Source organism: Rhodococcus sp. 05-2255-1e (assembly GCF_002259025.1).
Taxonomy (GTDB): domain Bacteria; phylum Actinomycetota; class Actinomycetes; order Mycobacteriales; family Mycobacteriaceae; genus Rhodococcoides; species Rhodococcoides fascians.
The window spans coordinates 1-21,949 of record NZ_NOZE01000009.1 but is presented as its reverse complement, the minus strand read 5'-3'; the positions used below and the strand labels follow the sequence as shown (position 1 = coordinate 21,949).

At 65.1% G+C, this 21,949-nt stretch carries 25 protein-coding genes; 11 read left to right on the top strand and 14 right to left on the bottom strand.

Going from position 1 to position 21,949, the window contains the following annotated elements; all coding sequences use genetic code 11:
- The first annotated feature begins 1 nt into the window (after nt 1).
- Nucleotides 2-607: a hypothetical protein gene (locus tag CH262_RS03435; protein WP_094629898.1), complete on the top strand. Its 606-nt coding sequence runs from the start codon at nt 2-4 to the stop codon at nt 605-607.
- Nucleotides 608-1,123: 516 nt separating this feature from the next.
- Here CH262_RS03435 and CH262_RS03425 read toward each other — a convergent pair.
- Nucleotides 1,124-1,552 carry a DUF2690 domain-containing protein gene (locus CH262_RS03425; protein WP_141214649.1) on the bottom strand — a complete coding sequence of 143 codons (429 nt, stop codon included), beginning with the start codon at nt 1,550-1,552 and terminating at the stop codon, nt 1,124-1,126.
- 154 nt (nt 1,553-1,706) lie between these two features.
- Here CH262_RS03425 and CH262_RS03420 point away from each other — a divergent pair, with 154 nt between their 5' ends.
- Nucleotides 1,707-2,495, top strand: a complete 789-nt coding sequence (locus CH262_RS03420; RefSeq protein ID WP_094629900.1) for an NBR1-Ig-like domain-containing protein — start codon at nt 1,707-1,709, stop codon at nt 2,493-2,495.
- Nucleotides 2,496-2,649: 154 nt separating this feature from the next.
- Nucleotides 2,650-3,393, top strand: coding sequence for an Abi family protein (locus CH262_RS03415; protein WP_094629901.1), 744 nt, complete (start codon nt 2,650-2,652; stop codon nt 3,391-3,393).
- Between the two features lie 22 nt (nt 3,394-3,415).
- On the opposite strand, the gene CH262_RS03410 is transcribed toward CH262_RS03415, so the two are convergent.
- Together CH262_RS03410 and mobF are read right to left on the bottom strand one after the other, a co-directional pair.
- Nucleotides 3,416-4,669 (bottom strand): hypothetical protein, encoded by a 1,254-nt coding sequence (locus tag CH262_RS03410; RefSeq protein WP_141214650.1) that lies wholly within the window; start codon nt 4,667-4,669, stop codon nt 3,416-3,418.
- 449 nt (nt 4,670-5,118) lie between these two features.
- The gene (mobF, locus tag CH262_RS03405) at nt 5,119-9,681 is read right to left on the bottom strand and encodes a MobF family relaxase (RefSeq protein WP_094629903.1); all 4,563 of its coding nucleotides are present in this window, start codon (nt 9,679-9,681) and stop codon (nt 5,119-5,121) included.
- A gap of 214 nt (nt 9,682-9,895) precedes the next feature.
- Between mobF and CH262_RS03400 the strand changes: the two genes are divergently transcribed.
- The 6 genes from CH262_RS03400 (at nt 9,896) to CH262_RS03375 (ending at nt 12,743) form a co-directional block, all read left to right on the top strand.
- The gene (locus CH262_RS03400) at nt 9,896-10,198 is read left to right on the top strand and encodes a hypothetical protein (protein ID WP_094629904.1); all 303 of its coding nucleotides are present in this window, start codon (nt 9,896-9,898) and stop codon (nt 10,196-10,198) included.
- A 422-nt stretch (nt 10,199-10,620) separates the two neighbouring features.
- A complete protein-coding gene (locus CH262_RS03395) occupies nt 10,621-11,139 on the top strand; it encodes a hypothetical protein (RefSeq protein ID WP_094629905.1) in 519 nt (172 codons plus the stop codon).
- Nucleotides 11,136-11,471, top strand: coding sequence for a hypothetical protein (locus tag CH262_RS03390; RefSeq protein WP_094629906.1), 336 nt, complete (start codon nt 11,136-11,138; stop codon nt 11,469-11,471). Before CH262_RS03395 ends, CH262_RS03390 begins: the two co-directional genes overlap by 4 nt.
- Nucleotides 11,468-11,848, top strand: coding sequence for a hypothetical protein (locus CH262_RS03385; protein ID WP_094629907.1), 381 nt, complete (start codon nt 11,468-11,470; stop codon nt 11,846-11,848). Before CH262_RS03390 ends, CH262_RS03385 begins: the two co-directional genes overlap by 4 nt.
- Before the next feature lie 19 nt (nt 11,849-11,867).
- Complete coding sequence (locus tag CH262_RS03380) at nt 11,868-12,380, top strand: hypothetical protein (protein ID WP_094629908.1); 513 nt, start codon at nt 11,868-11,870, stop codon at nt 12,378-12,380.
- A gap of 150 nt (nt 12,381-12,530) precedes the next feature.
- Nucleotides 12,531-12,743, top strand: coding sequence for a hypothetical protein (locus CH262_RS03375; RefSeq protein WP_094629909.1), 213 nt, complete (start codon nt 12,531-12,533; stop codon nt 12,741-12,743).
- Nucleotides 12,744-12,827: 84 nt separating this feature from the next.
- Here the strand turns inward: CH262_RS03375 and CH262_RS03370 are convergent, their stop codons facing one another.
- The 4 genes from CH262_RS03370 to CH262_RS03360 form a co-directional block, all read right to left on the bottom strand.
- The gene (locus CH262_RS03370) at nt 12,828-13,685 is read right to left on the bottom strand and encodes a hypothetical protein (RefSeq protein ID WP_094629910.1); all 858 of its coding nucleotides are present in this window, start codon (nt 13,683-13,685) and stop codon (nt 12,828-12,830) included.
- A gap of 85 nt (nt 13,686-13,770) precedes the next feature.
- Nucleotides 13,771-14,367 (bottom strand): DnaB-like helicase N-terminal domain-containing protein, encoded by a 597-nt coding sequence (locus tag CH262_RS03365; protein WP_094629911.1) that lies wholly within the window; start codon nt 14,365-14,367, stop codon nt 13,771-13,773.
- Between the two features lie 90 nt (nt 14,368-14,457).
- A complete protein-coding gene (locus CH262_RS28050; protein WP_254924082.1) occupies nt 14,458-14,589 on the bottom strand; it encodes a hypothetical protein in 132 nt (43 codons plus the stop codon).
- 27 nt (nt 14,590-14,616) lie between these two features.
- On the bottom strand, nt 14,617-14,859 hold the full coding sequence (locus CH262_RS03360) for a glutaredoxin domain-containing protein (protein ID WP_008719967.1): 243 nt from the start codon (nt 14,857-14,859) through the stop codon (nt 14,617-14,619).
- Nucleotides 14,860-15,340: 481 nt separating this feature from the next.
- Between CH262_RS03360 and CH262_RS27480 the strand changes: the two genes are divergently transcribed.
- Entirely contained in the window at nt 15,341-15,511 is a 171-nt protein-coding gene (locus CH262_RS27480) for a hypothetical protein (protein WP_170944875.1), read from the top strand.
- A gap of 183 nt (nt 15,512-15,694) precedes the next feature.
- Here CH262_RS27480 and CH262_RS03355 read toward each other — a convergent pair whose 3' ends face one another.
- Complete coding sequence (locus CH262_RS03355; RefSeq protein ID WP_094629912.1) at nt 15,695-16,705, bottom strand: DUF4192 domain-containing protein; 1,011 nt, start codon at nt 16,703-16,705, stop codon at nt 15,695-15,697.
- Between the two features lie 48 nt (nt 16,706-16,753).
- The gene (locus CH262_RS27475; protein ID WP_155289314.1) at nt 16,754-16,894 is read right to left on the bottom strand and encodes a hypothetical protein; all 141 of its coding nucleotides are present in this window, start codon (nt 16,892-16,894) and stop codon (nt 16,754-16,756) included.
- Between the two features lie 555 nt (nt 16,895-17,449).
- On the opposite strand from CH262_RS27475, the gene CH262_RS03350 reads away from it, so the two are divergent.
- A complete protein-coding gene (locus CH262_RS03350) occupies nt 17,450-19,375 on the top strand; it encodes an ATP-dependent nuclease (RefSeq protein WP_094716905.1) in 1,926 nt (641 codons plus the stop codon).
- A 118-nt stretch (nt 19,376-19,493) separates the two neighbouring features.
- Here CH262_RS03350 and CH262_RS27470 read toward each other — a convergent pair whose 3' ends face one another.
- The 5 genes from CH262_RS27470 to CH262_RS28045 form a co-directional block, all read right to left on the bottom strand.
- Nucleotides 19,494-19,658, bottom strand: coding sequence for a hypothetical protein (locus tag CH262_RS27470; RefSeq protein ID WP_155289017.1), 165 nt, complete (start codon nt 19,656-19,658; stop codon nt 19,494-19,496).
- Nucleotides 19,659-19,743: 85 nt separating this feature from the next.
- The gene (locus tag CH262_RS03345) at nt 19,744-20,088 is read right to left on the bottom strand and encodes a hypothetical protein (RefSeq protein ID WP_094629914.1); all 345 of its coding nucleotides are present in this window, start codon (nt 20,086-20,088) and stop codon (nt 19,744-19,746) included.
- Complete coding sequence (locus CH262_RS03340; RefSeq protein WP_094629915.1) at nt 20,085-20,936, bottom strand: hypothetical protein; 852 nt, start codon at nt 20,934-20,936, stop codon at nt 20,085-20,087. Before CH262_RS03340 ends, CH262_RS03345 begins: the two co-directional genes overlap by 4 nt.
- A gap of 86 nt (nt 20,937-21,022) precedes the next feature.
- On the bottom strand, nt 21,023-21,187 hold the full coding sequence (locus tag CH262_RS27465) for a hypothetical protein (RefSeq protein ID WP_157226197.1): 165 nt from the start codon (nt 21,185-21,187) through the stop codon (nt 21,023-21,025).
- Between the two features lie 355 nt (nt 21,188-21,542).
- The coding region (locus tag CH262_RS28045) for a hypothetical protein (protein WP_256988688.1) at nt 21,543-21,949 on the bottom strand (407 nt) is incomplete at its 5' end.

The following is a 21,949-nucleotide window of genomic DNA, read 5'->3' as shown; positions in this document are numbered from 1 at the left end:
CATGGCACTCCCGGCGTATACCCCCGGTGCGATCGACTGGCCGTACCTCGACAAGGACAGCGCCGCCCGACTGTGGGTCGAGCTCGGCACCTGGGTGGAATGGCTACGCGACCGCTACGAGCTCGGCCGCACCATTCCCCCGTGCTGGTTCAAACACGGCCCAGTGGTCGAAGAGCTGACCGCAGCGATGTTCGCCCGCCGTGAGGCGTACCAACAGGGCAAGAACGCCTATCACGGTGGGCCCGCAGCGTGGCACTACCAAGTTCTCTGGCCGATGGTGCACCGGATGAAGTCGATCACCGACTTCGAGCAGTGCACTCCCCACTCGTGCGGGTTCACCCCGCCGACGCCGGCCGTCGCCGGCGACTTCGCCGAATTCATCGCCACCGACATCGACGAGCGCGACGACTCACCGATCGAGCCGACCCAGCACGACGCCGCACCCGCCGAGGCCCCATCGGAACTGACGATGGAGCAGGTCATCGACATGATCGACACCGACAGTGCTGTCGCAGAAGATCCCGCCGACGATTTCACCGCCGTCATCATCGACGACGCACGGTGGGAGTACGACGAAGCCACTGAGACCTACAAGCCTGCCCCTTGAGATCGATTCCGGAACAAGGGGTGTCGAGTCGCGGTCCGGCGGACGTCCGGACTGGCACTCGTCTCTCATCCCACAGCGTCAAGGCCGTACAACGTAAAGTCTCTGCGATGCCCCTGCTATCGAAGTCACTCGGCGAATCGGTGACACTCGAAGATACAACCATCAGGACATTCACATTCAACGTCGTTGGCACCCGTCCCATTCGGCGGTTCTCCTACCGAACCATCGAGCACATCACAATCCCCGCCGACGCCTTGTACCCAAATTCCTGGGTATCCGTGCCGCCTGGAAAATTTCACCCAGGGAGCACCTTCACCACCGAATATGCACATGGCGCTGGCCCCGGACCCGTTCTCGTGGAAGTCCGGTACACCATCTCGGCACTGCTACCGTTCTGGTTCCTCTCCCAACAGTTCGTGCTGCGCTAGAACTAGACCCAACGTTCTTCCCTGGCTTGCACACCGAACGAGCCCCACCACACTGGGTGTGGTGGGGCTCGCCGGCGAACTGGGACGACTAGCAGAGCTGCTTGTTTCCGGTGTCCATCAGACCGATGCCGTTGGCGTTGCCGATCTTCACGCGGAAGGTCACGCACGCACTGCCCGGGGCGTACACCATCGGCGTCCAGTAGCTGTTCGGGCTGTTGCCGTACGAGGGTGACCACTGCCAACCCGAAGCCTGCGAGGCAATGCCGGCTTCGCTCTGCCGGCCGGCGGCGCCCGTGACGCGGACCCAGTTCGTACCGCAACTGGGGCTGTACCGAACCTCGACCTTTCCGGAGCCGAAATACGTGTTCTCCCAGATCGTCTGGGCACCGTTCGCGCACCCGGTCGAGAGCGGATCTCCGCTCGGGGCTGCCTGCGCCGTACCAGCCGCGCCGACAGTCAGGGCTCCGGCTGCAGCTCCTGCCATGGCCAGGGCTGCGATGTTCCTCTTGAGTTTCACTGGACTCTCCTCATCCCGAGAACACTGTCGGCAAAAGGCTTTTCACCGTTTCCGATCCCGTGGGACAAGACTGCACCCGCACATATTTATGACGCACCCGCTAAATTAATGGATCGCCTCGCGCACTCGCGCGACGCCAGGGGGGAGCACCGTCATGGACGAGGGTAAGAGCACGCGTGGGCGGGGTCGGCCACCGAAGAAGCTCGATCCACCCACCGATGCGCTCGGACGCTTCGCCAATCACGTGCGATCGGGACGTGCGATCGCGGGCTTGAAGCAGACCGAGCTCGCGGAGCGGGTGGGGTGTACACCAGGAAGCCTCAGCCAGATCGAACGCGGCATCCTGCGTCCGAGCCCAGCGTTGGCCACGGCGCTCGATCAGGCTCTCGGCTGGAACGGCTTGCTGCTGTCTCTGTTTCGTGATGCCCAGGAGGAAAAGGACCGAAAGACCGCTGACCGCATCGGCCGCTCCCACGACCCGACGACCGGAGCGCTGTCGACCGAGCTCACGCCTGCGGATCTACACCTCGAGCCCGGGGATGTGTCTCTGTGGGTCGCCGACATCACGATTCCGGACGGGACACTGATGGCTCCCGGCGAACGCTTCACGAAGATCTGGCGCGTCCGAAACGGTGGATCGGTCCACTGGGAAGACCGCTACATCAAACGGATGGGCCCTCTCGGCGGTTCCAGCCAGGTCGCAACCCCCAGCCTCACGCCGATCCCCGACACCGCACCCGGTGAACTCTGCGACATCGCAGTGGAATGCAAAGCCCACGTGCTGCCCGGGAGCTCGCAAGCCAATTTCAAGATGAGTGACGCGCACGGCCGCCTGTACTACCCGAACACCACCCCGGAAGGCGTCTTGTTGGCGATCACGGTCGTAGAGGGACTCACTCCCCGCTCGGCCGCCGATGGGTCACGCGACGTTCGGGGACTGTGAACCGCCAATTGCACCGTTCGAAAGAACTCAACCCCGCCACAGAGTGGCGGGGTTGAGTATGTTCAAGGGTCACGCAACTGCGGACGATTACCACCTTTAAGATAACCGATGATCCGTCAGCCTTCGGCGGAAATGCTAGCAGGCAGGAGCACGGGTGACAAGCACGGCCGCAGGCGAGGTGAACCTGGACTTCGTCTTCGAGTCGATGCCCCACGCTCGGATGCAGAAATACCTGGACGCAGCGGGGCACCGCAAGGTCGAGGGTGCGCTCGATCTGTATCGATGGAACCTCAAGGCGTCCACAGCGTTGTGGGAGGTGATCTGTCACGCCGAGGTGACACTTCGCCATGCGATCGACATCTCGCTCAGCGAGCGGCACGAGCAGCTGCGCAGGGAAGACGATTGGGTCTTTTACGCGCTGGAAGTCCCTGAGGGTACATCGGAAATGGGCAGTTGCTTCGAGGACCTGTCCAAGGCGTACGGGAAGCTGAAGAAGCGGGTCGGCAAGGGCAAAGGCGGGTTCGAGAGAGTCGCGGACATCGGCGCGGATGACGTGATTGCTGCTGTGGACTTCGGGTTCTGGAAGTTCATGGTTTCGGGAGACAAGGAAATAAAGTTCGGGACTCGAATCAGGCGAGGCTTCGACAACGCGCCGCGCGGCAAAACTAGCAACGACATGGCGTTTCTGCGTCAGGTGGTCAACCCACTGCACACGGTGCGCAACAGGATTGCCCACCACGAGCCCATCTGCTTCGAATCGGGCAATTTCATCAAGAACAAGTTCGACAATGCCATCGCGCTGATCGGCTACTTCGACGACAACCTTCGTGACTGGGCGAGAGATCAGTCCGCCCTCGACCAGATCCTCGAAACAAAGCCGTACATGCGCCGGAGATGACCTGGACCGCCTCTGGACTTCCTCATTTCCCCAACAAACGTTCGGCCACGCGGTCGTCGACCGGCAGATCCTCCAGCCAGAGCGGCACGGGGTACGCAAGGCGACTCAGGACGACGTCGACGGCATCGGTTGCGAAGGGTGCCGTCACCGAGTCCGGCGGCGGTGGATAGATCACTCGGTAGGGCACTTGCTCGTCGGACTCTTCACCTGCCGGAATCAGATTCCGCGAGGGATTCAACTTTCCACGTCGGCGGTTCGGCATCGGGTCGAATACATCGATCAGCCCGAACTCGTCCAGAGCATGGATCGCTTCCAGGTAGGTGTCCTCGCTGAGTCCATAGCGTTCCCATCGAATCGTTTCTCCGAGGGCCACGCCGATGTCTTTTTTCGACGAGCGCGGCTGCCCCTCCATACGCTGGGTGAATTCGACGATTGCCAGGAAGGTGGCTATCTCGCCCGGTTCGAGGACGAGGTGCCAGCCGCGGGCGAAAAATGCGCGCGGTACGCGCACGGTCTCGGGACTGCGCCTTTCCGCCGGCACTGTGTACCGTCGACCGTTTCCGGCCTCGGAGTTCAGAATCCAGTTCTTGAACCTTCCCGCCACCGGGTCCGATCCGGTGTGCACCAGCCCGACATCGTGCAGCACGGACAGCGCCCGGTTCAGCGCCCGACCTCGTTCGCGATTGATTCGAGCAGGTGAAGTTGGTTTGACATGAAGACCACAAAGCTTCCACCACGCCGCGAGCTCCGGTTCGCCGAACACGTTGGGGTGCTTGTTGACGAACGTCTTGCCGGCCTCGAACTCGAGGTGCGCTACGTAAATCGCCGACATCAGAACCCTCAGTGCCGAGTTCTTACGGTTGATCAAGCGGGTGGACGCAGGTCGGGTGTCCAGATCTGTTGAGCGAACATACTTCTCGCCGGGGGCGCGAAGAGGGCGTTTCGGATCGAGTCGGACGAACGGAGTCCGGATTCTGACGTCCTCGAACCTGACGTCTTCGTATTGGCTGCCGAGGCCGAGCAGGCTGTATTCCTTGGTTGCTGCTTTCACCGCGTCCTTGCGAGCCAGCAGGGCCTCGCGACGAGCGGTCCTGCGCGCCTCCCATCCCTCGAACACTGCTTTGTTGTACTGCTCCTGACGCGCGAGTTTCGCCTGTTGCTCCGCGGTGAACTTTTGAGCGAACACCCGTTTGGGGATTGCCGACGGCTCCCCGGTGTCGGTAACGTCGCTGTTCTCGGGCTCGCCGAGATCCTCCGATTTCGCCATGTCAACCATCAGATCTCCTCGAATTAGTACCGATGTAGCCGGTGCTGCGGGAACCGGACATTGCAACGTTAAAGTAGATAAGAGTAACGGGGCTATGTCCGGCCAGCCTAGACCCGGTGACCGGCCACCACGGTACTCCGAGCGGCGTGCGTGCAGCTCCAGAGCCCGCCACAGTTGTCTGCATGAACAACACACCGAACGGATCGAACGACGATCCTGACCAGGCCGGACGGAACCTCTTTCCGTCACTGACGACTCCTGCCGCATTTGCAGTTGCGGGACTTATGGGTGCGACCGCTACGTACTTCTCGCGGGACCCATCCATTGGAGCAACGATCTTCGCCGCCGTACTGGGTGCTCTGACGAGAAAGTAGCCCACGGCGTGTATGAGGCCGTCCGCGTGGCGGGCGGCCTCACACGCGGTCTCACCGATGGCCACGAGTGCGACCGGCCCGCGCTTACAGCCGCGGGCCGCGCCGCTGGTGTCCGTGTTCGATGTTCTGCTGCGCGATGGTGTGGTGGTGCTCGATGTTCTCGGCCTCGCGCTGTAGTCGCTGCTGTTCTTCGTGCTCGTCGCGTCGTTGCTGCTCAATGTGGTCGTGCAGGGTGTCGATGTTCGTGTGGACGGTGTTGTACGGCGCGTGCTCGGCCCGGTTCTCGGGTCGGTCGCCGGCGATCGAGGTGGTGTCGGTGATCTGGTAGCGGTCTCGGTAGGCGGCGATCTCAGCGGCGGTGCGATTCCATTCGGCCGCGAGGGCGTCGTCGTCGGGCCGCTGTTCGAGGTGGCGGGTGAATTCGAGGTCCGGGGTCGAGGCCGGGTCGGGGACGGCGGCGATGCGGTCGACGGCGGCGGCGTGCTCGGCGGCGATGTCGTCGTATCGGTTGTCGAGTTGCTCGCCTAGGACGGGATCGACGAGGTGGGCGTCGAGGTCCGGTGACGGCACCCAGTGCGGTGCGTCCTGGTCGACCGGTGTCCGGTGTGTGGGCGCGATGTCGTCGAGTGCGTCGACGATGCCTCCGGCGAGGACGCCGGGGTGTGTGGCGGTGTGGATGTCGCGGCACAGCTCGTCGAGGTCGTAGCCGCCGTGTGCGGTCAGTTCCCGCATTCGGGCGATAGCGGTGTTCCACCGGGGGTCGTCGCTACGTGCTGCGGTGGCCATCGCGATCGGGAAGTGCTCGCGCATCGTGTCTTCGTGCTCGGCGAGCCACCTGGTGTTCGCGCGTTCGGCCGCGTCGGTGACGGCGGGTACGAGGTCTTTGATGAGGGCGCGGGCGGTGACGTCGTCGCCGCGTGTGGTCAGTTGCTGGGCGTGCCAGGCGAGAACGTTCTCCGGTGACAGTCCCGCCAGCGCTGCGGTGCGCAGGTGTCGGCCGAGTCGGTGCACGCCGGGTTCGGCGATGAGGCGTTCGGCGGTCGCGGGTTCGAACGCGGCCTGGATGGGGCGCTGGACTCGTGCAGCGTCGAGTTCGGCGTGGGCAGCGTCGTAGTCGCGGATCCGTCGGCCGATGCCATCGGTTTCGGCGGGTGCCGGCCGAACGGTGGTGTAGCGGTCGGCGACGAGTCGGGCGTAATCGTCGAGCTCTTTGTCGGTGCCGGGTGTGCGCGGCGGGAGCGGGGGCAGCTCGTGTTCCGGTCGCCCGGTAGCGCCGGCCACCGTGTCGGTGGTGTCGGTGGTGTCGGTGGAGCTGCGTGCCTCGATGATCCGTGAGTTGAGCACTCTCGCGACGTCGCGTGCGGTGTGGAGCTCGCCGGCGGCGAGTGCGTCGACGAGGACGTGGCGGGCGCTGTCGCCGCGGTCGTGGATCTCGGCGAGGGTCGCGCGCAGTGCTGCGAGGCTTCCGGGGTGTTCGGCTTGCGCGGTCGCCAGAAGCGCTGCCGGGAGTGCCCGGTCGAGGACGGTGTCGAGCCAGTGATCACGAAGCCGGGTGTGGGCGGCGAGGTATGCCTCGCGGAGCCGGTCGGGGCTGTTCGCGTGTTCGGCGGCGTCGCGTATCGCGGTGATGGCGGCCTTGTGGCCGTTGTCGTTGGCGAGGATGCCGGTGAGGACCTCGCGGGAGTTCGGGGTGTCGATCTCCGAGAGGTGCATTCCCTCGGTGTCGAGTGTGACGCCCGGTTCGACGGGCACGTACAGCTCGTTGTTGGTGCGCCCGCGGGTGGCCGCGACATAGAGCCCGGCCCGGTCTGTGGTGGGGCTGAGCGCGGTGTGGGAGGTGTCGACGGTGATGCCTTGGCTGCGGTGCACGGTGGCGGCGTAGCCGAGTTCGGTCAAGCCGGACACGTAGTCGGCCGGCAGGGTGACCGTGCCGTCGTGGGTTTTGCTGCGGACGGTCAGCGAGCCGTCTTTGCCGACTGCGGTGACGGTCCACAGGTCACCGTTGCGGACGAACATGTTCCGTCGCCGACCACCCTTGGTGCGCAGCCACCGTGCGTTCTTGCGGGTGAGGACGGTATCTCCGACCCCTGCGGTGAGCTCGTCCGACAGCTCGGCGGTGCGGCGGGACTTCACCGTTCCCTGGCTACGGAAGTGCTCTTGGATGGCGAGGTTGACGGTGCGGACGTCCTCGCCGGTGGAGAGCATGACGAGCGAGGACTTACCGGCTGCGATGTCGGCGAGGTACGCCCCGGCGGCGGCGTCCTTCATCTCCGCGGCAGTGCCGGTGTGGACCCATCCGCGTTGGTAGAACATCTCGAGACTGGCCGGGTCGCCGTGCCGCAGATCGAGCGAATTCTCGGCCTGTTCGGTGTCGCTGCCGAACCGCACAACGGTGGTCAGTTCGGGCGCGCGAGTCTCTTCGGCGAGCAGCCGCAACGCACCGCCCGTTTCGACGGCGTCGAGCTGGTTCGGGTCACCGAGCAAACGCACGACCGCGCCTTTGGCTGCAGCGATCTCGGTGATGGCGGCGAGGTCTTTGGTCGAAGCGAGGGAGGCTTCGTCGACGAGCAGCATCGCACCGGGGCGAATGTCGATCCGGTCGGACAGGGTCAGGGGTTCGTCGCCGTTCTTGCCTCGCCACGGGTAGGTCAGGGTGGCGAGAGTGTGCGCGGTGACCCCGATTTCCTCACCGAGGGTTTCCGCTGCGACGGCCGACGGTGCGAGTGCGATGACCTGATATCCGGCCTTCTTCCACGTGTCGGCGACGGCCTTCATGGCGGTGGTCTTGCCGGTGCCGGCCGGTCCGATACCGACCGCAACAAGGGTGCCGCTACCGACGAAATGTTCCGCGAGTTCACGTTGCCCGGCGTTGAGAGTGCGTCCGTCCTTGCCTTTCGCGGCGGCGGTGATGACCTTGTCGAGCGCGGCCTGCGGAGCGATGTAGGCGACCGGGGTCTGTGCGGCGTCGAGCAGGGAACGTTCTGCGGCGAGGACGGTGTGCGAGGTGTGCAGGGCGGTGCCGGGGCGGGTGAGGATGAACTCGCCGTCGCGGCGGCGCAGCGCCGTCGGAGCTTCGGGCAGCTCTGGGAGCGGCATGTGTACCGATGTTGCGAGGACACGGTCGATCACGGCGGCAGTGGCGGCGCGCCGTGCGGTGTCGTCGGTGAACGCGACGGCGGCGAAGTTCGCATCGACGGCGGAGTGGACGTGGGTGATCGCCCAGTTCGATCGCTTGTCTTCGAGGCGTTCGAGCACGCGCTCGACCTCCTCGTCGAGGGAATCGAGGGTGCGCATGTGCTCGCCGACCTCGCGCACACCGGAGGCGTGCTCTCGTTGGACCTGTTGCCACCCCGCGGCGAGGGCGTCGACCTCGCGTGGGGTGCCGAGGATCTGCGCGGACCGGGTGAGCCAGGCGTTCTGCATCTCGCGCAACGTCTGCGGTTCCTGCTTGCCGGCGCGGGTGTCGAGGTTCGCCTGTTGGTAGAGCGAGTACATCGCTTTCGGGGACGGCATCCGGCCGTGTTCGGCGCGGTACTCGGCGACGAGCTGGTCTCTGCGCGTTTCGATCTGACTGCGGCGTGAGGAGAACATCTCGCACAGCTCACGCGGGACCTGCTCGATTTCGACGACGTCCTGCCGGCCGTGACCGGTGGAGCGGGCAGCGAGGGAAAAACCGAGTTCGGTATGCAGCTTGGACATGATGGTGGCGTTGTAGCGCTGCGAGGCCGGCACCGCGTACCGGTGCAGGATCGACCCGTCGAGGGCCCGCCATTTACCGTCGGATTCGGTGCAGACCTTGATCGAGACGACGGCGTGGGTGTGCAGGTTCGGATCCCCGGCGCGGGAGTCGTAATGGTCGTAGAGGGTCGCGACCAGACCGGTGGTGTCCTGGACTTCCTGGCTGGTGTTGCCGGTACGGGTGAAGCACGCTTCCTTCTCGATCCAGCCGAGGGCGTCGGTGACGGTCTCTTTGTGGATGCGCTCGATTTCTCGGCGGGTCCCGTCGTCGGCGAGCGCCCACATCACCGACACGCTTTTCGGTGGGGTGAACACCAGGTCGTAGCCGGCCACGGGCTGGCGGACGCGGGACTTCTGCGCGCTGATCCACGAACGGAGCTCGCGCTGATCTTCCGGCGGGCGGCCGTGGCCGTCGGTGAACAACCGGGTACCGACCTCGTCCATGATCTGCTGCGACTGCGCTTTCGACGGCGCGTGCCCGTGCTCCCTACGGAACTCCCCCACCGCTGCCTTGTGCTCGCGGAGCAGTTCGATGTCGTTGGAGAATTCGGGGAACTTACGGCCCAGGCGGGCTGCTTTGAGCGCGGCCTTCTCGTTCGCGCCCTTGGTAATTGAATCTTCGATCAACGCCGAGGCGTTCGGATGCAGCCCGCTACCGAACAACGCTTTCATCTGCGGCTCGGACACCTGCCCACCGCCGGTGATCGACGGCCCCGCAGTCGGGTCGATCCCGGCCTGCATCTGCTCCAGATTGTCCAGGCCCGCACCGAACCAGACACCCGGCGGTGTGCCGTGCGCGGTGTAGTAATCGGTCAGATCTTGGCCGTGCTCCCGTTCGCGGTCAGCGGTGGCCACCTGCTTGGTCAGGTACTCGTAGCCATCGCCCGCGTGCAGTACGTGGAGCGTCATCACACCGCCACCCTAGACGCCGCAGGCGGGCAGGCGGAAGGCCGGAACCCCCCAAAGTCTGAAATTCAGCAAGAGGTGTGTAAATCACCTAGGCTTTTGGCAGGCGAAGCCTGTGCAGTAAGGCCAAGCCCTCAGATGTCTTCGGCCAGGCCACAGACTTGGGGCGGTCGGAGCTGGGGTCGCGGGGGTCAGGAGATCGAGAGGCAACGGGGTCATGGGGTCGACAGGAGATCGGGTAGCCGCCCGTGAGCGGGGATGGCAGAAGGCCACCCGCCAGGCGGGTACAGCGGTGCGGGAGCGCGAGAGGGCGGCGCGGCGATTCGTTGCAGCGCGGGCACAACGGGACGCCGCCGAACAGGTGATGGCTGCCGAGTTGGAACGGCTGTCGACGTCAGAGGGATCTGTGCCCCGTGCGGCGGAGCTAGTCGGCGTGGATCTGGTAGAGGCCGAGCGGCTGATGTCCGCACGTCAGATCGTCAGAGCTGTTCCTGAGAGCGATGACTCGACGTCGTCGTGAACACCCCACTGTCGGAACCTCGACGGGACCACCGGACGAGCCCTCGCCCGCCGGTCCCACGTGAGCACCGTATGGGTGCGATGTCCCCTATCTGTGTGTCCGGCCCCGATTGTGGGTGCCTGAGATCGAGCGGAGCGGTGGGAGGAATCTCGGGCATCCACATGAGGATGAAGGCCGGTGCACAGTTGGGGGCACCGCACCCGATCCCCTCCCTCGTCGATGACTCCCCCGCCGGGCCGTGCACCGGTCGGGCAGGTAGGTCGTCTCGTCCGTCCGCTGTCGTCTGCGACGCCTGGGCGGTAGAGTTTGCAGTGCGTTCTGGCGGTGCCGTGTGGGCCCTCCGCCGAACGTTGATCACGTGCACCCTCACCGACTCTCCCCGTGTCTGCGGGCGGTCGGTTCGACGAGAAAGGCCCACACACATGACTGTCACCCCGTTGGACAAGGACGCGATCCGCGCGGCCGCCGAAGCGGCGATCAACGAGCGCATCGCGAAGGTCGAGGCGATCACCGACGCACAGCAGAAGGTCGTCGAGGCCGAAGCAGACGACGCGAAAGCGCGTACGGCCGCCGACGCGGCGATCAAGGAAGCCCAGGCCGCGAAACGGTCCTCTGCCAAGTCCGTCGAGAAGGCCAAGGACGCGGTCACTACCGCGTTGCGGGCCGCGCTCGACGGTGGATGGACGGCGCAGCAGTTGCGGGAGATGGGGTTGACGGTGCCGACCTCTGTCATCGCGTCCCCGAAGCCGGCCTCGACAGGATCGGGACGCAAGAAGCGGCCGGTGCGCATCGGTGTTGCGAGCACCGCCACCGACGCGGACAAGCCCGGTTCGGGCGAGTCGCCCGACGCCGCTACTCCCCCGCATACCGACCCCGCACCGAACTCCGAGACACCGCCTGCGGCGCAGGAGTTCGCCTCCGCCGGGCAGGGTGCGCAGTGAGCGCCCTCGGCGCGCTCGGCGTCGTCGTCTCGAACTCCGTCGGGCCCGACCCGTCGACGTTCGCCGCGTCGATCGCCTACGCCGACAGTGCCGGTGAGCCGGGAGCACCGGTTGCGTACGGCGAGTTCTTCACCTTGCTCGACGCAACCCAGTTCGTCGTCACGCAATGCTGGGTACTGGCGATCACCCGCGAGCAGGAGCACCTCGCCGCGACGATCGTGCGCGGCGGTCCGGTCGACACCGGACTGCACCTGCTCGATTCGGCCGGGACGCCGACGGAGATCTCCGACGCCGTCGGACAGCTGTTGATGGATCAGGCGGGTGCGCGATGACCGGCAACCACCCTGAGACGGACCTGAGCGAGTCCGATGTGTTGGAGCTCGACATCCTTGCGCTGCTGCAAACCGCGGAGGCGAACGAGGCGTTCGACACCTACGGCCCTCTCATCACCACGCGGACCGCGCCGCAGTTCGCGGACCTGTTGCGGATGATCAACGCTCTCGCGGCCGGCGGCGACTTCGAGTCGGCGATCGACGCGGAAGTGTTCGCGGCCGTGCGCTCCCCCGTCGACATCTCGCGGTTGGAGAAGTTCGGAGTGTTCGACACCTCGGACCCAGTCCTCAAACTCACCGCCGTGCAGACGCTCCGGACGATCCACGACGCCGAGACAGAACCGGTAGAAGCACAGTCGCCGGGAGACGTTAGGTGATGGTCGGCGGGCCGGGTCGGTGCCGGAACCGTTAGGTATCGGCGGGGCAACAGAACTCACGCGGTTCGAGCGCTACATCGTGCGCGGCCCGCACGTTGATTCGTGTGCGATCTGGGTCGGCGCGGTAGCCGATGACGGGTACGGCCGGTTCTGGTTGATGCGCGATGGCCGGCAGCGGGTGGTGCGCCCGCACCGGTACGCGTTGGCGCGTGCGCTCGGTGTACCGCTCACCGACGAGGTGACGGCATTGCACCTGTGTGACAACCCGATCTGTGTACGAGTCACTCTCGACGAGGACACCCGCGTTGGCGGGGTGCGTCACGTCGTCGACGGGACGCAGTCACAGAACCTGCTCGATATGGGAGCCAAGGGCCGCGGGGGTGGCCGGCGTCAGCGCGGGCTTTGGTACGGGCCCGATCGGGTCGCGAGAGCGGCGCGGTCGCGGCGGCTGCGCGATGCGGTGCGCGGTGGGTGGGACGAGGGCGCTGTGCGTACTGCGTTGCTCGATGAGGCTTCCCCGACGCTGTTCTGACTCCCGAACGTGTGTGGGCGGTGATGGCCGGTCGGTTGTGGCACCGACTGTGTCGGTGGGTGGGTGTGTACTGACAGCCAATCGAAGACCGGTCGCGTCGAAACGTCTGCGCGAGTGAAGGACACGAGGAACGAAAGGGGTGGGCTGGAGATGGCTGTGTATCTCGTGGCCGCTGCGATCCTGGCGTACGTGGTGTTGCGGTCCGGACAGCGAGCGGACGGCACGTGGAAATTCGCGCCGTTGCGCGCGACGGGAATGCTCGCCAGTGGTGTGTTCCGGATCGTGGTGTTCGTGGCCGTGTTCGCGTTCGCGTTCGCGCTCGGTGCATTGTTCAGCTCCGGTCGCAGTACGTTCATGCCCTAGCCTGCGTCCTTCTCGGCGACAGCGACTGCCCGACAGATGAACCCCCGCCATATTGTGGTCGGGGGTTCGATCGTTCCAGGGGTTCTACTGGTGGGGCCAGCCGCGGACGAGCTTGTCGGTGCTCGCGTGCACGGCGTTGAAGGCGTCGACGAGGTACGTCAGCCACGACGCTGCGGTCTCCGGGTTCGGGACCAGTGTGGAGGGGACGGCGTTCTGTTCCTCGTCGGAGAGTTCGTTGAAGTCGGCGGGGTAGTCGGTGGTGTCACCGTCGACGATGTTCGGTGCGCCGTCGATCTCATAGGTGATCACGAATTCGAGCTCGTGCCGGTTCGGGGCGGTGAACTCGGCCGACAGTGCGAGCTCGCCCCACAGTCGCCGGTCGTAGGTGACGGCCCCGGAGTTGATCGCGGCCTGCAGCAGCCAGTGCGGAGTCCACAATGCCTGCGCGCTGCCCGGTTCGGGCCACTCGAAGTCGTCGTCGAGCACGTCGGCTTTGGCGAGGTCGAGGGTGAGCAGCGGCGCGGCGGCCGGCGCGCGGGTTCCGTCGGCGGTGGGTGCGGTCATGGCCGGTGCCTCCAGGGTGTCGGTGTGGGTGTGGGTGACGATGAGGACACCGAGGTCGGTGCCGATGTTCGCACTGTCTCCGAGAGCGTCGAGCAGCCGTTCGGCCAAGGTTGCGGCGTCAGCGGCGCGGTAGGTGCCCAGGGTGCTCCACGTCGCGGCGTCGTACGAGGTTTCTGATGCCGAGCACACCTGCACAGTCAGCGCGCCACTACCGGTGGGGACGCGCTCGAGGTCGCCGGACGCGTCGACGACAGCAGCGATCTGCTCGCGGACGTGGACGGGCAGACCCGCATCGACAGCGGCACCGGTCGGGGGTGCGTTCGTGCGGTCCGGCGCGCCCTGTGGCGGCCGTTCGGCGTGCTCACCTGTCTCTGTCACGGTCCTCGTCTTTCGGTTGTGGCCAGCTAGCACCGTAGTGCCCTCGGCGTCGTCGATGCGCCCACCGGTGCCCGCGCGGGTTCGTTCAGGATGTCGGTGGTTGCCGAAAGCTGTTGAGCCTTTTGAACGCTGCCCGCTGCCGGATGCCGAGTTCGACCATGTAGTCGAACAGGTCGGCTTCGGGTGCTTCTTCGGCGGCCTGAGCCAGTCGTTGGCCCGCGATGTGGAAGCTGCGGCGGTAGGACTGGGACAGGACGTTGTCGGCGTAGTGCACGGCCGCGACGGAGTGTGCGCCGGCGGTGACGATGCCCATGAGGCGTTTGCGTAGCGGGGCGTCTTTGGCTCCGTCGGCTCCGGATCGGATGAGCGCACCGGTGACGGAGGCGAAGTCGTGGGGTTGGCCGGCGGTGATGAGGTCGACGATGTGGCCGTACATACGCGCGTGCGCGGGATCCTCGAAGTCCGCCGCGGTGAGCGTCCTGGTGATCCGCTCGACGTCGCTTCCATCGGCACTCTGGTTGCGCACATCCATCAAGGCGCACAGGAGCATCGCTTCGGGGTCGGTGGCCGGGTCGTACCCGGGTTCGACCGCTGTGTCGAGGTCCTCGACGGGTGCGAGGTCCGCGCGTGCCTGCGCTGCCGGGTCGTCGCCGGGTGTGGGGACTGCGCGTAGTGCGTTCATCGTCGGGCCTCGCGTTCGTGTCGGTGTCGGGTCAGAAGTCGTCGTGAACGGATATGGGATTACTAGCGGCCACGCCTTCGGGGGTGGTGGTCACGATGCGACTTGCTCGGCGTCGCCGTATGGGGTGTCGTTCTGTTCGGTGTCGCGCTCTGCTGCGAGTTCGGCATCGATCTGGCGGTCGATGTAGTCGGCGTCGGGGATGTAGGCGGGGACGAGGTGCATGGCGGTTCTCCTGTGTCGGTGGGGGTGTCAGGCTGCGAGTGCGTCGAGTCGGCCGATTCGGAAACCGGACCAGTCTTCGCGGTCACCGTCGCTTCGGTCGACGACCACGACGGGCGCTTGGAGGTAGCCGAGCTCGGAGGTGACGAAGTGGCGGGCGGTGTCGTCTTCGGTGATGTCGACGATTCGGTATTGGAGACCGTGCTTGTCGAGCCGTCGTTTCGTTGCATCGCATTGGTCGCAATTCGGTTTCGTGTACACGGTGATCGACATGGTTGCCTCCTTCTCGGAATTGTTCTATTGGCTTTTATTCTACGTCAAAAATGCCGTTTGCACCAGGTGTAGATATAGTCATTTACGTTGCGCTATAACGTTTTTCGGTGTTTTTCACTTACCCATTTCGATACCCGATGGGCCCGTCGAAAACGGGTGCGGATACGTGTATCGGGCTTCCTTTATTGCGTTCTTTTCGCTTCCGGGTGGCGCGGAGAAGAGACGGCGGCGCACGGCGTCGATGGTCAATGCCTGGCCGGTGCGAGTGTTCGCCGGGGAGCGCAGCGAGTGCGGGTCGGGCGAACAGTCGTGCTGGGCCCTGTGGGCCGGAGCGTGAGCGGAGTGAAGGGGTTGATCCGGGAGAGGACGGGTGATGCATTCTCGTTGCGCAGTCAGACGGATCGAAAAGAACCTCCCTCTCTCGGTGTCGCTGCACTCGTGGCGGTGGCTGTGTTCGTGCTGGTCGGTAGGGTGCTGGGGTATGGAGCGCTCGCGGATCGAACATGCCTTGTCCAAAGCTGTGGTGAACGCTGAGCCGCCGCCGTCGGATCTGGCGCTCGATGCGATCGTGGCCGGTGTTCGGGTCGAGGACACTCGTCCCGCCGCCGCCGAGGTCGATATGGTGTGGCCGGCCGATCCGACGTCTCTCTGAGCGCTGTTCCGCTCTTCCTCTGCCACGCCACCTCGCCGCACCCGCCGGCCCTCCTGTCGTTGCTGCGGGTGGTGCGCGTTTGTCGGTGTGAGGGCTCGATGCCCGATGCACCGGCCCCGCGCCCGCGACCTGGATTGCCGGGCGTGGCCACCTCGAACCGGTGGCCACGCTCGGCAGCGATCGTCAGGTGTAGCTCTGTACTGTGCCGATGTGGGCGGCGACGTAGTCGGGGGTGATGACTGCGCCGATCCCTCTGACCTGTTCCGGCGGCATTCCGGCGTTGAGGACGCGCAGGAGAATTCCCGTCAGGCTGGGCAATGGCACGTTGGCTCGTTCGGTGGTGCGCTCGGCGGCCTGCAGTGCTGCGTGTGCTGCTGCGCCGTCGCCGGTGCAGTACAGGAAGTAGGCGGCGATGGTGAGGGCGTTCGCGCGGGCGGTGCCGCGTAGCGGGGCGGCGATGCGGGTGAACGCGTCTGCTGCGTCGGCGTCTCCGTGGACGGACAGGGCCAGGAACGCGTCTCGGACTTCGAGGTGGCCGGTGGCCAGTGCCAGGCCGACGCGGGCGGTGAGGTCGGCGCTGGGGATTTCGCGGGCGTGGATGACGGCTGCGAGCTCGTCGAAGGTGACGGGTAGGAAGTCGGTGCCCATCGTGGCGGCGGCGGCGAGTGCGAGGGATTCGGGAATCTCGGTGGTGGGGGCGTATCGGGCCTCGAGGTCGGCGCGTGATGGGGCGATGACGGCTCCGTCTGCGGTGCGGGCGGTCGCGAGTTCGGTGGTGGCGGGGTCGGGGATGGTGCCGTCGGTGAAGCGGTCGAGGTCGGTGAAGGTGGTTCCTGCGGTGAGGCTGTAGGTGTGCAGGGCGCGGATGGTTCGGATTCCGACTGCGGCGAGCGCGTCGCGGATGGCGTCGAGTCCGAGCAGGGCTGCGCCTGCGTGGGTGGTGTCTGCGATGGCGGCGAGGATGACGGCGGTGACGGGGGTGTCCTGCCGGGTGAGCGCGTCGGTGATGATGCCTGCGGCGGCTTCGGCCTGGTGGGCGTCGACGCGGGCGGTAGGCGCGACCAGGTGCGAGCCGTTCCCGTCGTCGGCCAGGGCGATGATGACGACAGAGTTGTCGGGGGTGAAGCCGAGCAGGGCGGGGATGGCGGCGAGGGTGTCGGCAGCGGTGGCGAGGGACATGCGGTGTTGGGTCATGGCGAAAGCCTTTCGGTGTGTGCGGGTGTGGTTGGGGTAGCGCGGTTTTCAGTGGCGGAGTTCGCGGCGGGCGGTGCGGCGGTCGCGGCGTGCGCTGGCGCGTTTGACGGTGCGCCGGACTTTGCGGCTGCCGTTTCGGTGGACGATGATGTCGATTTCGTCGGCGGTGGTGGGGTGCTGTGCTCGCATGGTGACCTGTTCCTCTCGACTGGTGGCCGGACCTTCGCCCTGCCAATTTCTTTCGCCGTGGTGGCTGGGGAGAGAAACCAGCGCACGGGAACGACGGGGCAACCCTTCGGCCGGACAGTTTTCGTGGGAGCGCAGCGACTACGGGACGAAAAGTGTTCGGAGCCTTGGCCGTAGCGCAGCGGAGCGAGGGGTTGAGCCGGCGGGCACGGGTGATGGATGCTCGGAGAAGCCACCTACGTCGAAAGAAATTGATTCTTTTCGCTCTTTTGAGTGCGGAGCGAAGCGGAGTTCGGTTCGGTGCAGTCCGTAGGGGTGCGTGTGGCCCGCCAGGGCCTGCTTGTGAACGTGGCCGGCTTCGGGTGGTGGGACGCGGAACGCCGCCGGAGCTGGTGCTCTACGGCGGCGTGGTGTGGGGTACGGCTGTGAAGGTGATTGTGCGGGAGCGACGGAGGGTGACGACGCTCGGTGTCGCGGTAGCTTTAGTTTTGAGGTTGCCCCTTACCGGGGTCGACTCTGGGTAGCCTTGAGCACACTAATCGAGGAAGTGAGACTTGGGTGCGATTGAAGTCGGTCCGTATCAGAAAATTCAGGAACATCGTCGATAGCGGCGAGCTGCTTTTCGACGACTCACTCACGTGCTTGGTGGGTTTGAATGAGGCTGGCAAGACGAGCTTTCTTCAGGCGCTTCTCCGTATCAAGCCTCACGGCAAAGCGGAATTGGTAGTGAAGGACGACTACCCGAGGTGGTTGTGGAAGAAGGACCAGCGCGAGGACACTATCGGGTCTGAAAGTGCGATTTCGGCCGTTTTCGAGCTGGACGACGCCGACGTAACAGCCATGGAGGACAGGTTCGGCGCAGGTGTCATGGCATCGAGGACGGTAACCGTATCGCGTTGGTACAACGAGCCCCAAGCCTTCGTTACCAACCCGGCAAACGGGTCCGTCCTGGTCGCGGCGGCGCTGTCGAAGTTGGACATCTCAAACGAGGCCCGCGAAGCGTTCGGGCAGGCCAATAGTCTCGCCGCGGTACGGAAGGTCCTCGCAGAACTCGAGAGCAAAGACGGGTGGCAAGACGACGTCGCTGAAGTCAAAGCGGTGTTTGACGGCGACAAGAACCCGTTCGACCGGAGTCGTAACGCCATCTGGGCCCGGGTTCCGACCTTCTTCTATTTCGACGAGTATGCCCTGCTACCCGGCCGAATCAACATCGCCAGCTTGAATGGAGCCGATGCGATCGCATCCACCGGCACCCAGACCGCGCGGGCTCTGCTCAACCTTGCCAATACTTCCCCCGAGGAACTGGTTTCTGATGACTATGAAGACCGAAAGGCAGAGCTGGAAGCGGTCAGTGCAGATCTGACCGACGAGATTTTCACGTACTGGAAGCAGAACGCGAACCTGAGAGTGGCGTTCGATCTGGACAAGGACGTGCGACTCGTACCGACGAACAACGGGTACCCCGACAGCACTAGGGCCGAGATCGATCACTATCTCGAGATCCGGGTGGAAAACACCGAGCACCGATACACGTCGAACATCGACCGCCGGTCCCACGGATTCCAGTGGTTTTTCTCGTTCCTTGCGGCGTTCACCGAGTTCGAGGCGAAAAGTAAGGGCACAAATTTCATTGTCCTGCTGGACGAGCCGGGTCTGAGCTTGCATGGTTTGGCTCAGCGCGACCTGCTGACGTTTCTCAACGATCGTCTGGGTTCTGCAGTGCAGGTCGTGTACACCACGCATTCGCCATTCATGGTCGAAACCGATCGGATCGAGCGGATACGCATAGTGGAAGACAAGGGCAAGAGTGTGGGAGCGAAGGTCACACAAGATGTCCTAGTGGTCAATGACAACAGCTTGTTCCCGCTCCAAGCGGCCCTTGGGTACGACGCGACCCAGCACCTGTTCGTGGGTAAGGACAACGTTGCTGTCGAGGGTGCTAGTGACGTTGTGTTCCTGACTGTGTTGTCTGCTCGGATGGCCGCGACTGAACGCACGCCGCTCCATGCCAGGTGGAGTCTTCTGCCGACCGGCGGTGCGTCGAATTTGCCTGCATATATCGCCCTGCTCGGAGCCAGGACAGATCTGACCGTCGTGATGGATTCCGGTACCGAAGGTGGAGGCCGGATACAGGCAGCCTTGGACGCCGGGCGGATACATCGCAACCGTTTGATCAGAGTTGGTGAAGTAGTTTCGCGCACCCACGCGGACATCGAAGATTTATTCACTGTGGCTGACTATTTGACGCTATTCAACAAGGCCTACAACACCTCGATCACAGAAGCGAACCTTGAGGATCAAAAGGCATCACGGATTGTGGAGAGGCTCAAAGCACACCATGGCTCGTTTGACCACTATGGCCCCGCAGACGCTCTGATGCGCAACCCAGACCTCGTTGATGCCTTGAGTGCAGAGACTCTCGACAATTTCGAGGAGTTATTCAAGAAGATCAACAGTTCGCACCGCTCTCCCCGATCCCGTTGAGCCAGTTCGAGTCCACGCGATGGTGGCACCGGTGCGCCATTGATTAGGACTGAGCGAGAGTGGATTCACCTGCTGGCTGCCCGTTTGTTGATGGGGTGGCTGCTGCAGGGTTGGCCGTTCAGGTGGTGGCGGGTACGAGGGTGTCGGGTTTGACGAGGTAGGGGTAGACGCCGGGGCCTGGTGTTTCGTTTTCGACGAGGATGAGGCCCTCGGGTTGGATGTCGCGTACGACGACGATGCCGGGTGCTCCGGGTGCGAGGTGGTAGCGGTCGCCGATGTTCACGGTCTCTCCTGTGCTGCTGCGGTGGTGTGTGTTGATTGTCGGTGGTTGAGGTCGATCCTGATGGCTTCTTCGGTGGTGGTGTCGGTCATGTGATGGGTGTGATGGCGGCGGCGGGGCACCATTGTCGGTCGAGGTCGAGCCGTCCCATTTTGTTGCCGGTGGGGATCGAAAACGACACGCTCGCAAGCCAATCGCCGGTACCGGTCCGTGCCCAGGCGTACAAGGTTCCCTCGACAATGCTGTCCATGGCCAAGCCCTCGGCCCGGACTTTCAAAGGTGTGGTGTCACGGAATCCCCCGCCTCCGGATCGTCCGATCGCGAGCGCGACGTTCACTTTCACTGACCTCGGTGGGTCGACGATGCGGCGGGTGGGTGGCTCGAAGGTGGTGGGCCAGGAGTCGAAGATGCCGGCGGAGTTGTCGGTGGTCATTGCGCGGCCGCGAGTGGCCGGTGGACGGTGAGGTCGGCGGGTGCGGGTGTCCAGCGCAGACCGTGCTCGCCGAAGCTCGGGGCGGTGAGGGTGTAGCGGCCGGTGCGGTGTGGTGTTCCGCGGCCGTGGACGGCGGTTTCGAGGGTGATGGACTTGATGCGCCCACGGCCCTGTTCGATTCCGCCGTAGCCGCAGACGGTGGAGGCGATCGTGAGATCGATACCGGGCATGTGCCCGTCCGTCAGCAGCAGCACATTGGCGTGACGACGGTTGCGTGCGAGCAAAGCTCTTGCGCGCGTCGGTGGTACGTCTCGTCCGTGCACGGTGGTGACGACCAAATCCAGCCCGTCGAGACAGATCGAGGCGGCGTCGAGAGGATCCCCGGCCCCGGGATCGACGAGGTGGACTTTCGCGAGATCGCCGCCGTGTTCGTGGACGGCGAGCAGGCTCAGGCGTGGTTGGCCGATGAGGGCGACGTGGTGGCCGGCGGCGGATGCTTCGGCGACGAGCGCGATGAGCATGGACCCGGCGCCGGTGACGGTGATGGCGGTTCCACGGGCCAGGGCTCGGCGTGGGAGCAGTGCGGCGAGCGGCGGGGGTACGGGCATGGTCCGCAGGGTTTTGCCGCGTACAGCGCCGCTGAGTGGTTCCGGATCGTCGGCCTTGCCCGTGAGGTCCGTATCGCCTGCGATGGGCGCCGCTGGTTCGGGTGCGGTGATGGTGGGGAGTTCGGTGGGTGCGTGGTCGCGGCGGCCGCCGGGCACGGTGGCCATGCGGCGGCGCAGGACATCGAGTTGGGTGGCCTTGTCGAGTCCGGTCAGGTCGGGGATGGCGTCGACGGTGGCCATGGGGATCGACCTTTCGCCGTGCCGGTGGGAACTACCGTCAGACTATCGAACGCGTGTTCGACTGTCGAATGTGCTGGTGAGCAGGTTCAGCGGGGAACGACGCTGCCGTCGAGGTCGGCCGCGGTGAAGGTCCAGGCGAGGTGCCGATATAGCCGGAGGTCGCGTTTCACCTGGTCGAGGGCATGGGGCACAGCCGGGTGGTCGGGGTCGTGGCCTTCCGATCGGATGGCTGCGCGCTCGTCGTCGTCCATGTCCTATTGGACGCACGGGGCGGCGCGGCGGTTCCGGCAACAGTCATTTACTCGAATGACTGGACGAGAAGGTTCGGAGGCGCGGCGGTGGCCGCGTCGACGGGTCGTTTCGAACGAGCCAGGGCCACGCATCTGTGATGCGTGGCCCTGTTCGATGTTGGGTGACGGTGTTCGCCAGTGCGCCTCTCGGCAGGTGGCCGCTCGTAGCGGCTGATGGTTGGTACCCGGGGCATTGGGATCGAACGCCGTCGAGTCCTACAACGACAGTGCTGTCGGTGGTATTCCAGCCTGTGCGGGAGACAAAAAAAGGGGGGCCCGGCCCCGTGGTGGGACCGGGACCCCGGAGGGCCTGTGCTCAGTGGATGCACCAGAAGGACCCGACCGGGATGGCTGCTCCCGGCTGCCCGGCGCACCACCGGCAGGTGGTGTCGTGCTCGATCCGTCCGAGCACTCCTTCGGCCTCCTCGATGAGGAGGGGCAGCTCTGCTGCGCTGGCGAGCGCGAGCGCTTCGGTGGCCCACCGGGCCGCGCGCGGATCTTCGGCGGGGAGCTGAGCGGCATTGCCGATGAGCTCGGTGATGATCTGGTGATCGTTGAGCAGGTTCTTGTTCATGGAAGGGACACCTGCCAACGCATCGGCCGAGACGTCCCCGATCGACATGACGAGTGCTTCTATCAACTTCGCAACACGTAACTGCGAAAACGTTCGCGAGACAGGCGCGCGTTGGCGAGCACATCCGAGGTCCCACATCGCCCCCCGCT